The following is a 12,363-nucleotide window of genomic DNA, read 5'->3' on the forward strand; positions in this document are numbered from 1 at the left end:
AATATTCATTATCGATACTTGATGTGTGTGGAAGATCCTGTAAGATCCTATCAAAATTCATATGAATCATAGTGTTCCGTGGCATATCCATCCTTATCCAATCCGGCTCATCAGTCACTGCAGACTGTTTTCGATGCACAGCTAAATAGTCGGGCACGCCGCTTTTTGCGCAGTGCAAAAGCGGATTCCACCCTCAATGCCTATCAGGCGGATACCCGTATTTTTGTCTTCTGGTGTCAATTACACGGGCTGGATCCGCTGCAAACGACCCATCACGACATCATGAATTTTCTCGCTGATCAAGCCGACGGCGTATTGGCCGACTGGGTATGGCTGGATAAAGAGGAGGGGAAGGGAGAACTGCGTAATGGCGAGCCTCGAAAACCAGCAACCCTGGTGAGACGGCTGGCGGGGATCCGTTATGCCTTCAAGCAGAAAGGCATTCACCCGATGCCGACCGAACATCCCGAAATAAAGGAGATGATGCGCGGCATTGTCAGGTTGGGGGATAACCGCAAGCGCAAAACCGGTGCCCTGACGCTGCAGCCTTTGACCCAGGTGCTGGATGGCATCGACACCAGTGACCTCGCGGGTTTGCGTGATCACACCCTGCTACTGCTGATGTTCAGTGGCGCCTTGCGCCGTTCAGAAGCGGCCCGAATTGAGGTGAGCGATCTCGATTTTGTGGGGCAGGGGATCCGTCTTCGCCTCAAACCGAGCAAGCATCAGCTGCATGAAACCGAGATAGCTTTAATCCCGGGCAAGCACTACTGTCCCGTCTCGGCACTGCAAAACTGGCTGAGCAAAAGCCGGATCAGCGAGGGGCCGCTATTTCGGCGCATGAACCGCTGGGGGCAACTGATGGCTGAACCACTAGGCCCCCAGGGCATCAATCTGATGATCAAGCGGCGAACCGGTCAAACCATCGACGATCTCTATGTCAGTGGCCATAGCCTGCGCCGTGGATTTATCACCTCGGCGGTAACTGCCGGCAAACCGATGAACAAGATCATCGAGGTGACGCGCCACAAGGATATGCGAACCCTGCAGGAGTACTTCGATGACGCCCACAAATTCTCCGATCATGCCCTTGATGGCTTGCTTTGACACAACTGCGTCACTTCGTTTTTTATGTTAAATGATATCTTGTTGATCTGATGATATATTTGCCGTGCAGCCAGCAGCCCAAGGTGGAAGGGCCATCTTCCTATGGATAATGGCATGTGATGAGAGATAACAAATCCGGAAATGGAACATCGCAAGGACATATGAGCCAAGAAATGACAGGGCGTGAAGTGCAAGAGGCGGGGCCCCAAAACAATGCCGAGCGGCAGCGCCAACATGTAAAACGCAAGCAGGAGACCCATACCCGACTGCAATGCTGGATCAGCAATCGCCACGCCGAGCGATTGGCCGCTCTGGGTCTTCATTTAGAAGACAGTCAGGCATCACTCATCGAGCAGGCGATCGATATGCTCTACCAACATGAGCTGGGTAGAGAACCTCCGTTTGAAAACAGAGTCTCCACACAGCTCGAAGAGACTGTTGAATAGAGCCAAGAGTGAAGTAACAGCGATACGTGAAGAGATAAAAAAAGCCAGGTACGAATTCCTTGTACCTGGCATAGGGGAATTGGCTCCTTGCAGAGCCGTGCGCTAACTGGTGTTCGGATTGCCTTAAGCTTAGACAAGGCTCGAGGCTTTTCAAGATCCGAATAAAAGTTCAACCAGAGTGTGGGTATTTCAGACTCGTTCAAGTGCTTATGCACCGAACGGCCCACTACGTATTGAACAGATTGTTGTCACGCACCAGCTCGCGGGGGAGGGCATTCTTGACCCGACTACCCACCCATTTCCCCATGCCCAGGGTATGCCCCTGATAGCGGACGATCACCTCGCCAACGCCAGCAGCCAGCTCTGGCCAGACGTCCCGACCCATCATGAATTCCCGCGCATTGGCGCTATCCAGCTCGACCACACCCTTGCTCGCTTTATCGCCATAGGCCAGAGCCCACTCATGAGTGAGGCGATAGCCTTTCTTGAAGGTTTCGGCCAACTTGATGCCGATGCGATCGAAGCGCAGCTTGCCCTGCACCTGATCAAACCGCTGGGGGAAGAGCCAGATCTCGTCATTGCGGCCAAACAGTTGACCCTGCAGTGCCACCCCGAAGTTGGCTTCAATCTCACGCAACATAGGGTCAGCCTCTTTGGCCGGAAGCGGCGCAAAGGGGAATTTACCCAGCTTGCCCGGCTTGAACATGGTGTTGGGCACCGAGTAATGCTTGCGCAATCTGGCGACGAAAAATCCCTCACTGTCGAAGATTTGGGGCCAAACGTGCAGGTATCCTTCGGATGTACAAGCTTGCTCTGCATGAGGGAACAGGTCAGCCAACGAGTCAAAACTCAAGGCATCGCCAAACTTGTCCAGCAGGGATTGGCAGACCGCCTGATTCTCCTGCTCACTCAAGGTACAGGTGGAGTAGACCAGCACACCACCCGGTTTCAAGGCATGGAAGGCGCTCTCCAGCAACCCTTGTTGCACCGTCGCGATCTCGTCGATGCTCTCGATACTCCAGTTGCGAAGCGCATCTTCATCCTTGCGCACCGTACCTTCACCGGAGCAGGGGGCGTCGAGCAGGATGGCATCGAAGGTCTCAGGCAACCACTGGCCAAATACCTTGGCATCAAAATGGGTCATACCCACATTGGTCACGCCGCAGCGCTGGATATTGGCGCTGAGCACTTTCAACCGGCTGCTGGAAAACTCGTTGGCAACCAACATCCCCTGATTGTTCATCAAGGCGGCTATCTGGGTGGTCTTGGAGCCGGGGGCCGCCGCCGCATCCAGCAACATACCATCCGCTTTGATCTTGTCGCTGGCAAAGAGCGCCGTCACCGGCAGCATGGAGCTCGCTTCCTGAATGTAGAAGAGCCCGCTCAAGTGCTCGGCGGTGTTGCCAAGGGGGACGGTTTCATCGCTGCGTGTCAGCCAGAAGCCGGTATCACACCAGGGCACAGGGTCGAGCTGCCAACCCAGTGGCTCCATCAGGGCGACGAAATCCGAGACGGCTATCTTCAAGGTATTGACCCGAATGCTGCGGCGCAGCGGACGTCGACAACTGGCCACAAACTCATCCATCGAGAGATGGGCCGGCATGATGGCCGCAATGTGGCGTAAAAAATAATCGGGAAGGAAGGTGTTGTCGTGCACTGTGCCGTCTCGTTGACCGAAAAAGAGGGGCGATATCCTACCACAAAGCTAAGAATATTCTGAATCTGACCCCTATCAACAGGCACCGGAATATAAAAAAGCCCGGCACTGTGCCGGGCTTGGATGAGATACAAAGGGAAGAGATCAGGGCTGGATACGTGGACTCCACTCCAGCCACTCTTTCTCGGCCTTGCCGTAGAGCGGATAGCTGTGTCCCGCCTTGACGGTCGCCCCCATCTCTCTCTCCGGCGTATTGAAGGCGATGCCGCCGGCCAGCAGGCTCTGCACGGTCTCCACTTCGATAGTGCCACCGGTCAGCCCGATATCCGCCTTGACCCCAGAGACATTCCAGAAACGGGAGTTGGCCCGCACCAGATGGGCATACTCCTGATCCACGTTGACATCGATCACCACCTCGCTGCCATCCCGAGCCAGCGCCACCTTGGTGACACTGCCCACCACCATTTTGCGAAACAGCAGCGGGCTGCCGACGCTCAGGCCATTGACGGAGGGGCTCTTGAGGGTCAGGGCCAGACCCACCGGGCCGACCTGACTCAAGGGGAAGCGATCTTTGCCAGCGCCTTTACCGGGTTGTGCTTCTACAAACGCCCCCTTGATCAGAGTATCGAGGTGAGCGACACCGCCCAGCCCCAGCTTGGCCTGCACCAGAGTAAAGCGGGCGCCGGACTGCAGGAAGCGCTCGGCATAGTGGCCATCGAGCTCTGCCTTGAAGATCACCTGACCCAGAGACGGCTCCAGCTCGATCTCTTCAATTTTGCCGATATCGACCCCGCGATAGCGGATCGGGCTGCCAATCCCGAGCCCCGGATTGCTATCTGCTACCAGTGACAGCTGGCGCACCTTGGCCTTGGCTTGCTCCCTGGAATCGAACAGTTGATGGCTGCTGCGGCCATTGGCCAGCCGGTCGAACTCGATGGCGCCGCGCAGCAGGGTACCGAGGTTGCCCACCTTGACCTGCACCCCATCGACCCGCACCTTGGTGTCGATGGCCGGTTTTTTCCAAAACTGGGGTTGCTGGGCGAGGAGGGGAGCATATACGCCATCAATTTCTAGCTCGATCTCGACCCCCTCTTTGGCGGCGCGCAGCTGCTTGACCTTGCCCGCTTCCAGCCCCAGATAGAGCACAGGCGATCCAATGCCGATGCCATCGGCCTGATCTGCCTTGAGCAACCAGCGCTGGGGCTTGGCATTACGGGTGCCGAGCAGTGCCAGCTCCTGACTCGGGTAGAGACGGTTAATCCGCTCGCCACTGCTGGCTTGTACCAGCTTGATCCCGCCCCCCAACCAGGCACTGGCCGGACTGGTTTCTACTTTGATGCCGCTCAGATCGGCATCGATCTGTAACGGGGTGGCGCGATAGAAGCGGGCACGGTTGAGCAGATGACCATAGTTCGGCGCCATCACCAGCTCGACGCTGGCATTGCCGCGCGCATCCAGGGTGAGCTGGCTGATACGGCCCACCTGCAATCCCTTGTACCAGACAGGTGCATCCTGATTGAGCCCCGCCAGATCGTCAGCCTGCAGCGTCACCTTGGTGCCGCTCTGGGGCGCGCGATCGGTCAGGGTCATCTTCTGTACCGGTTTGCCCGCTACATAGTCGAGGCGAATGGCCGGGCCGGAGAGCAGGCGATCTGCATGCTGCACGCCGGTCGCGGAGAGGGAGACGCTCTCCCACACCAGTTGACTCTTGTCGGTAATGCGATAGGCCTGTTCTGGGTTGATCAGCGCCGTCACCACCCGGCCTTTATCGGTAAGGCGAATGGGGTCGATACGACCAATCTCGATCCCCTCATAGAGGATGGGCATCCCCTCCTTGACCGGAAGATCGCCAGCCGCAATGTCGATACGCGCACCGCGTGCCGCTTCCGCCAGCCCTTTGTAGAGGACGAAAGTCTGTCCCTTCTCCGGCTCCGGTGAATCTTTGGGCGAGTCAAAGGCAATGCCGCCGCTCAGAATGGAGGTGAGGCTGCCGGCCTCCACGTTGACGCCAGCCAGACTGAAGGAGCCCTTGATGCCACTGATATTCCAGAAGCGGGTATCGGCTTTGACCAGGTGTTCGAAACGCGGCTCGATCACCAGATCCAGAATGACGTTCTGGTTGTCTTGACCCAGGCGGGTATTGATGACGCTGCCCACCTCGATGCCGCGGAAATAGAGCTTAGCGCCAATCCCAACCGATCCCAGCGAATCGGCGGTCAGGTGCAGCATGCGACCCTGAGCCTGATAGCCGGGAGGAGGGCCCTCCAGTGCATCGAAGGTCTCCTCCAGCGGATTGCTTTCACGCCCCGGTTGCAGGTTGATGTAGTTGCCGGAGACCAGAGTATCGAGGCCGGAGATCTCGGTGAGCGACGCCTTGGGGCTCACCAGCCAGAAGTCGGATCCCTTGCGGATCAGCGGTCTGGCACGGCTGTCAATCTTGGCCATCACCGCAATCTTGCGGCCATCTTCAGCCAGCTCCAGCTCTTGCACCACACCGATGGCCACCCCCTGATAACGAACCTGGGTTTTACCCGGCAAGATGCCGTTGCCCTGGGCGAAGTTGATCTGGATAAGCTGGCCACGGCTCAATACCTGCTGATAGAGAAAGCCACCCGCCAGCAGCAGGGCTATCAGGGGTAACAGCCAGACCGGCGATAACCAGCGGCGCTTTTCGATGACGGGTTCAGCCCCGATCATAGTGACTCCTTATTGGCTGGATTAAACAGCACATCAGACAAAAACAGAGAAATCATCAACGGGCCGCCTTGTCCCACAGTAAACGGGTATCGAGCATGCGGGCCGACATCATGGTCAGCACCACCACACCGGCAAAGGCGGTGGCCCCCGGGCCTGCGCGGACACTCAGCAGCACACCCCGATCGACCAGTGCCACCATCAGCGAAATCACGAACAAGTCCAGCATCGACCAGCGACCGATAAAATCGATCACCCGATACATCACCAGTTGGCGCTTGCGCCGCACCGGTTTGGCCCGCTGCAACTGCCAGCAGATCCAGCCCAGCCCCAATATTTTGCCCACTGGCACCAGTATGCTGGCGGTGAGGACTATGGTGGCAATCCCACTCATTTTGCTGCGATAGAGCATCATGATACCGCTGAAGATGGTATCTGACTGCAGTAACCCCTTGTTGTAGAAATGGGTTATGGGCAACAGATTGGCAGGCAACAACATGAAGGTGGCGAGCGCCAGCAAGCCCCACGACCAGGCGAGGGAGCGGGGGATGCGCACCTGCAATTTGCTGCTGCAACGGGGGCAGACTGCCCCGGCTTGATAGCGCACCAGCAGACCGCAGGTATGGCAGCGGCAGAGCCCCATCTCACGGGCGTTGGTCATGTTCCGGCTCCTTTAACGGGATCCGCGCCCAGTAGGGGGCGGGGTCAAACAGGATCAGCAGGGTCATGTTGAGCAGCATCAAAATACCGAGACTGAGCAAGCCGCCACCGAGGCGCACATCGGCGATGTCGATCAGTTTGAACAGGGCAACCAGCAAGCTGACGATATAGACCTCCAGCATGGCCCAGTGGCGAAACACCTCGACCAGCTTCAAGGTGACGGGAAGAATGTGCCAACGTTTGGCCAGACCCGAAGCCAGCGCAAAGATCCCCGCCAACAACCCCACTGGCGCCAACACCGCGCACCAGAGCACCAGGCTGGCTACCCACCATTCACCTTCGCCAAACAGCACCAGGATACCGCGCAGCAGGTCGGCATCGGTGTTGACCCCAGCCAGCCGCAGATAGATCAGCGGCTCAAAAAATGCGGAGGGCAGCAGCAGAAATCCGGTGATGGTCAGGGCCATCAACTGGGAGGGACGAAAGGCATAACGGCCATAGAGATGTTGGTGACAACGCGGGCAGTGGGCATGGCGACGCAGCGGCAGTGCTTTGCGCTGGATCAGCAAGTCGCACGCCGGACAGACAATCACGGAACCGGGCTCCATCATACAATTCAACCTGTTGAAGGAATTGGTGAAATTTACCCTAAAACCGGTTTCCTGTCTTGCCTGCGGCCAGAATGTTACGAAAGTATAATTGACGTTAACGTAAACGTGATATTAGATAGCCAGACTAGACAGGTGAAAGGAGTCATGATGTCCAGTTTGTCCCCCTCGGCAGGCCTGCGCTTTCGCACCGCCCTTGCCAATGAACATCCCCTGCAGATCGTCGGCACCATCAATGCCTATATGGCGCTGATGGCCGAGCGCAGCGGTTTTCAAGCCCTCTATCTCTCCGGCGCCGGAGTGGCCAATGCCTCCTACGGCTTGCCGGATCTCGGCATGACCTCCCTCAACGACGTGCTGATCGATGCCGAGCGGATCACAGCGGCGACCCGTGTGCCGCTTCTGGTTGATATCGACACCGGCTGGGGCGGGGCATTCAATATCGCCCGCACCATTCGCGCGTTCGAGCGAGCCGGGGTTGCCGCCGTCCATATGGAAGATCAGGTGGCCCAAAAGCGCTGCGGCCACCGTCCCAACAAAGCGGTGGTCACGCTGGAGGAGATGTGCGATCGCATCAAGGCAGCGGTGGATGCCCGCGAGAATAGCGAGTTCGTCATCATGGCCCGCACCGATGCACTGGCGGTGGAGGGGATGGAGTCTGCTCTTGAGCGCACCGCCGCCTATGTGGCCGCCGGTGCCGACATGATCTTCGCCGAGGCGGTGACCGAACTGGCCCAGTACGACCAGTTCAAGCAGGCGGCCAAAGTGCCGATCCTCGCCAACATGACCGAGTTCGGCAAAACCGAACTGTTTGACAAAGAGCAACTGGCCGCCCACGGGGTCGACATGGTGCTCTACCCCTTGAGTGCCAACCGGGCCGCCAATCAGGCCGCCCTCAACGTCTATCAACATATTCGCCAGGATGGCCATCAAAGGGCCGTCGTGGAGACCATGCAGACCCGGGAGTCACTCTACGACTTCCTCGGATATCACCACTACGAGCAGACACTGGATCGTCTGTTTACAGCCAAGGAATAGGAGGCAGCTTATGGGACAGCAAAAACCGTTGGGCGGGGCCGGTCTGCGCGGCCAAAGCGCAGGGGAGACCAGTATCTGCACCGTGGGCAAGAGTGGCACCGGTCTTACCTATCGCGGTTACGACATCAAGGAGCTGGCCGACAGCGCCCAGTTCGAGGAGGTCGCCTATCTGCTGCTCAAGGGGGAGTTGCCCGGTGAGCAGCAGCTTGACGCCTACAAGCGCGAGCTGCGTCGCCTGCGCACCTTGCCCCAGCCGCTATTGGAGGTACTGGAGCGCATTCCCGCCGATGCCCACCCCATGGATGTGCTGCGCACCGGCTGCTCCATGCTCGGCGATCTGGAGCCGGAAGATGGCTTCGAGCATGAACATGAAGTGGCGGATCGGCTGCTGGCCGCCTTCCCGGGCATTCTGATCTACTGGTACAAGTTCAGTCACGAGGGAATTCGCATCGCCCTCGATACCGATGAAGAGTGTATCGGTGGCCATTTCCTCGCACTGCTGCACCAGAAAGCGCCGAGCGAGCTGGAGCGCCGAGTGATGCATGTCTCCCTCATCCTCTACGCCGAGCATGAGTTCAACGCCTCCACCTTTGCTGCGCGAGTCTGCGCCTCGACCCTTTCCGATATGTTCTCCTGTATCACTGCCGCCATCGGCACCTTGCGCGGCCCGCTCCACGGCGGCGCCAACGAGGCGGCCATGGCGATGATCGAACATTGGCAAGACGAGACGCAGGCAAGGCGCGAACTGCTGGCAAAGCTGGCGGCCAAGGAGAAGATCATGGGCTTTGGCCACGCAATCTACCGCACGTCTGATCCGCGCAACGTCATCATCAAGGAGTGGTCGGCCAAGCTCGCCGAGGCTGTGGGCGATGATCGCCTCTACCGCGTCTCCTGCGAGGCGGAGAAGGTGATGTGGGAGGAGAAAGAGCTCTTTCCCAACGCCGACTTCTTCCATGCCAGCGCCTATCACTACATGGGGATCCCGACCAAGCTGTTCACCCCCATCTTCGTCTGCTCGCGGGTCACCGGCTGGTGCGCCCACGTGATGGAGCAGCGCGAGCACAACCGGATCATCCGTCCGAGCGCCGATTATGTCGGCCCGGCCCCCCGTCACTTTGTCTCTCTACAACAACGATAAGGAAGTCACGATGTCCGCCAACGTCGACGTCAACCACAGACCAGACCCCGATCAGGTGCTGGTCGATATTGCCGATTATGTCTGCAACCACCCCATTACCAGCGAGGCGGCTCTCGACACCGCCCGCTACTGCCTGATGGATACGCTGGGCTGTGGCCTCTTGGCCCTGCGCTTTCCCGAGTGCACCAAACACCTTGGCCCCATCGTACCCGGCACCCTCGTACCCCACGGCGCCCGGGTGCCCGGTACCCAGCTCTGCCTCGATCCGGTCAAGGCGGCCTGGGATATCGGCGCCATCATACGTTGGCTCGACTACAACGACACCTGGCTGGCCGCCGAGTGGGGTCACCCATCCGACAATCTGGGCGGCATTCTGGCCACCGCCGACTGGCTCTCCCGTACTCGCGTGGCAGAGGGCAAGGCACCGCTCACCATGAGCGATGTGCTGATGGCCATGGTCAAAGCCCACGAAATTCAGGGGGTGCTGGCGCTGGAGAACTCCTTCAACCGGGTCGGTCTCGATCACGTGGTGCTGGTCAAGGTCGCCAGCACCGCCGTGGTGACTCACATGCTGGGTGGCACCCGTGATCAGGTGATCGATGCGGTCTCCCAGGCCTGGGTCGATGGCCAGAGCCTGCGTACCTACCGTCACGCCCCCAATGCGGGGTCGCGCAAGAGCTGGGCGGCGGGGGATGCCACCTCTCGCGCAGTGCGCCTCGCCCTTATCACCATGAGCGGCGAGATGGGCTATCCCGGTGTGCTGAGCGCCCCCAAGTGGGGCTTCTACGATGTGCTGTTCAAGGGCAACCAGTTCGCCCTGCATCAGGGGTACGGTAGCTATGTGATGGAGAACGTGCTGTTCAAGATCTCCTATCCCGCCGAGTTCCATGCCCAGACCGCGGTCGAGTGCGCCATGAAACTGCACGGTCAGGTGAAGGGGCGGCTGGATGAGATCGACCGCATCGAACTCACCACCCATGAGTCGGCCATTCGCATCATCAGCAAGGTGGGTGCCCTCAATAACCCGGCCGATCGGGATCACTGCCTGCAGTACATGGTGGCGGTGCCGCTCATCTTTGGGCGCCTGATAGCCGAGGATTACGAGGATGACGTGGCGGCCGATCCCCACATCGACGCGCTGCGTAGCAAGATGGTGGTGCAGGAGGACAAACGCTACAGCCGCGAATATCTGGAGGCGGACAAGCGCTCCATTGCCAACGCCATCCAGATCTTCTTCAAGGACGGCACTCACACTGCCAAGGTGGAGGTGGAGTACCCGGTCGGCCATCGTCGCCGTCGGGAGGAGGGGATCCCGCTGCTGGTGGAGAAATTCCAACACAATCTGGCCACCCGCTTCCCGGCCAAACGGGTCAGCGACATTCTGGCCCTCTGTCAGGATGGGCCGCGTCTTGCCGCCACCCCGGTACACGCCTTTATGGATCTGCTGGTGATCTGACCGGTCTTGCATTGGCCAACATATCGGCAAACAGTGATAAACGAAAAGCGGGCTCATCGGCCCGCTTTGTTATTCTGGCGGCTTATCCCTCGATAAGCCTCACCCCAGCACACGGCTGTCGCCGTTAAAAAGCGCCGTCATGATGGCCGTCTCGCGACTGGCGATGGTTTCGAGAAACTCGTTGGCACACCCCATCTGATGACACACCTGATAACCACGCTCGACAAAGGAGAAGAGCTCGCCAAGCCCCGCCAGATGGGCGGGACCTGACACCAGCTTGAGGGTCGCCCCCAGCAGTGGTTTTCTCGCCAGCCTGTCCAGCGTCATGCCAAGCTCGCTCACCAGCGCAATCTGATGTTCCCGGCGCGCCTGTTCACCTACGGCACGATAGGCGATGGTGTAATGGTCCGGTGTGATGGGAGCAATGCCATCAATGCGCCGTAGCGCCACCACCATCAGGTAATCCAGCTCTTCGGAGAGAGCGTCTAGCTCGATCGCCTGCGCCAGCACCTTGAGACCGGACTCCGGCAACAACCGCTCGGCGGTCGGCATCACCCGCATCACGTCCGCATCGCGGCGGGCACAATCCCCCGGGCCATAGAGATCGGTCAGGAAAAACTCGGCGGCAGGGCCGTAGCGGTCACTCTCCAGCAGATCACGATGGGTTCGCCCCAACCGGTCGGCCTGCCACTGGCGTAGCCGATCCCGATCCTGCTGATCTTCCGGGTGGGCACGCATCTGCTCGCGCAAGGCTGCAACCCGCTTGAGCTGGCGGTATAGCCGACCCAGGGTGCTATCGTCGTCGTGGGCATGTTCTTGATGCGTCATCTACAGCTCTCTGGCCTTGGGCCCATTGATGGGAATTGGGTGATACGAAGATACAAGTGAATGAAAAACAAGCAGCTTTTGCTGAAGGTTCCGTGACAAGTGTAGCGCGCACGGGGGAGGGAATAAATGCCATGCCCCGCTGATGGCCTGCATCCCTCTCGACTCTGTTAAGTGAGTCCCATTTATGTGAACCATCCTTTCATTTGTTGTGAACATGTGTTTAATATCAATAACTAACTTATGACCCAGAGTAACGACCATGTTCTTCAACTCGCTCGCTGGCAGCAGCGCACTCTCTACCATCCAGATCAGCCGTCAGCATCCGCTGGGATTGGCCGCCGCCCGGATCGCGGCCGAAGCCATCGCTGCGGACATGAGCGAGAGCTATCAACTCGATTGCGAATGGGCAGATGAAGAGGAGACCGAGCTTCGTTTTCGCGGCTCAGGGGTACATGGCACTCTCACCCTGGACGAAGATACCCTGGAACTGGAAGTGCATCTTGGTTTGATGATGTTGCCTGTACGCAGCGTACTGGAGCAGGAGATCCTCGATTATGTCGACAATCGCTTACCTTGCCCCAAACGTGTTTGAAACTCTTCGTTGCACTGGTTTTAAATAAACCAGCTGTAAACGATGGCTGTTTGAAATAAGTTGGCAAGCCATATAGTTTGTCAGATTTATTATTCGGCGAGGTCTCAATTCTATTTTTTAAGTAATCTTTCATCTTTAT

Annotated in this window: 11 protein-coding genes; 6 read left to right on the forward strand and 5 right to left on the reverse strand. The window is 58.4% G+C overall.

Features of this window, described 5'->3' with window-relative positions:
* Positions 1-165: 165 nt before the first annotated feature.
* Complete coding sequence (locus G5179_RS01720; protein WP_421257744.1) at positions 166-1,107, forward strand: tyrosine-type recombinase/integrase; 942 nt, start codon at positions 166-168, stop codon at positions 1,105-1,107.
* A gap of 173 nt (positions 1,108-1,280) precedes the next feature.
* Complete coding sequence (locus G5179_RS01725; RefSeq protein WP_421257766.1) at positions 1,281-1,553, forward strand: RepB family protein; 273 nt, start codon at positions 1,281-1,283, stop codon at positions 1,551-1,553.
* Between the two features lie 226 nt (positions 1,554-1,779).
* Here the strand turns inward: G5179_RS01725 and rsmF are convergent, their stop codons facing one another.
* The 4 genes from rsmF to G5179_RS01745 form a co-directional block, all read right to left on the reverse strand.
* Positions 1,780-3,210, reverse strand: coding sequence for a 16S rRNA (cytosine(1407)-C(5))-methyltransferase RsmF (gene rsmF, locus G5179_RS01730; protein ID WP_421257745.1), 1,431 nt, complete (start codon positions 3,208-3,210; stop codon positions 1,780-1,782).
* Between the two features lie 144 nt (positions 3,211-3,354).
* Complete coding sequence (locus G5179_RS01735; protein ID WP_421257746.1) at positions 3,355-5,907, reverse strand: MlaD family protein; 2,553 nt, start codon at positions 5,905-5,907, stop codon at positions 3,355-3,357.
* A 55-nt stretch (positions 5,908-5,962) separates the two neighbouring features.
* Positions 5,963-6,565 carry a paraquat-inducible protein A gene (locus G5179_RS01740; RefSeq protein WP_150995855.1) on the reverse strand — a complete coding sequence of 201 codons (603 nt, stop codon included), beginning with the start codon at positions 6,563-6,565 and terminating at the stop codon, positions 5,963-5,965.
* A complete protein-coding gene (locus G5179_RS01745) occupies positions 6,549-7,175 on the reverse strand; it encodes a paraquat-inducible protein A (protein WP_005333129.1) in 627 nt (208 codons plus the stop codon). Before G5179_RS01745 ends, G5179_RS01740 begins: the two co-directional genes overlap by 17 nt.
* A 147-nt stretch (positions 7,176-7,322) precedes the next feature.
* Here G5179_RS01745 and prpB point away from each other — a divergent pair, with 147 nt between their 5' ends.
* The 3 genes from prpB to G5179_RS01760 are packed head-to-tail and all read left to right on the forward strand — an operon-like array spanning position 7,323 to position 10,804.
* Entirely contained in the window at positions 7,323-8,210 is an 888-nt protein-coding gene (prpB, locus tag G5179_RS01750; RefSeq protein ID WP_019446406.1) for a methylisocitrate lyase, read from the forward strand.
* 10 nt (positions 8,211-8,220) lie between these two features.
* A complete protein-coding gene (gene prpC / locus G5179_RS01755; protein WP_201914712.1) occupies positions 8,221-9,348 on the forward strand; it encodes a bifunctional 2-methylcitrate synthase/citrate synthase in 1,128 nt (375 codons plus the stop codon).
* Between the two features lie 10 nt (positions 9,349-9,358).
* On the forward strand, positions 9,359-10,804 hold the full coding sequence (locus G5179_RS01760) for a bifunctional 2-methylcitrate dehydratase/aconitate hydratase (protein WP_421257747.1): 1,446 nt from the start codon (positions 9,359-9,361) through the stop codon (positions 10,802-10,804).
* A gap of 99 nt (positions 10,805-10,903) precedes the next feature.
* Here the strand turns inward: G5179_RS01760 and G5179_RS01765 are convergent, their stop codons facing one another.
* Positions 10,904-11,632, reverse strand: coding sequence for an FFLEELY motif protein (locus G5179_RS01765; protein ID WP_319920514.1), 729 nt, complete (start codon positions 11,630-11,632; stop codon positions 10,904-10,906).
* Positions 11,633-11,891: 259 nt separating this feature from the next.
* Here G5179_RS01765 and G5179_RS01770 point away from each other — a divergent pair, with 259 nt between their 5' ends.
* Entirely contained in the window at positions 11,892-12,224 is a 333-nt protein-coding gene (locus tag G5179_RS01770; protein WP_157160779.1) for a polyhydroxyalkanoic acid system family protein, read from the forward strand.
* The last annotated feature ends 139 nt before the right edge of the window (positions 12,225-12,363 follow it).

Source organism: Aeromonas sp. 600886 (assembly GCF_049174935.1).
In the GTDB taxonomy this organism is placed as follows: Bacteria; Pseudomonadota; Gammaproteobacteria; order Enterobacterales; family Aeromonadaceae; genus Aeromonas; species Aeromonas veronii_A.

Coding starts and splice junctions, on each gene's coding strand:
- G5179_RS01725 (WP_421257766.1), top strand. CDS start 1,281: ATGACAGGGCGTGAAGTGCAAGAGGCGGGGCCCCAAAACAATGCCGAG.
- G5179_RS01735 (WP_421257746.1), bottom strand. CDS start 5,907: ATGATCGGGGCTGAACCCGTCATCGAAAAGCGCCGCTGGTTATCGCCG.
- G5179_RS01740 (WP_150995855.1), bottom strand. CDS start 6,565: ATGACCAACGCCCGTGAGATGGGGCTCTGCCGCTGCCATACCTGCGGT.
- G5179_RS01745 (WP_005333129.1), bottom strand. CDS start 7,175: ATGATGGAGCCCGGTTCCGTGATTGTCTGTCCGGCGTGCGACTTGCTG.
- prpB (WP_019446406.1), top strand. CDS start 7,323: ATGTCCAGTTTGTCCCCCTCGGCAGGCCTGCGCTTTCGCACCGCCCTT.
- prpC (WP_201914712.1), top strand. CDS start 8,221: ATGGGACAGCAAAAACCGTTGGGCGGGGCCGGTCTGCGCGGCCAAAGC.
- G5179_RS01760 (WP_421257747.1), top strand. CDS start 9,359: ATGTCCGCCAACGTCGACGTCAACCACAGACCAGACCCCGATCAGGTG.
- G5179_RS01765 (WP_319920514.1), bottom strand. CDS start 11,632: ATGACGCATCAAGAACATGCCCACGACGACGATAGCACCCTGGGTCGG.
- G5179_RS01770 (WP_157160779.1), top strand. CDS start 11,892: ATGTTCTTCAACTCGCTCGCTGGCAGCAGCGCACTCTCTACCATCCAG.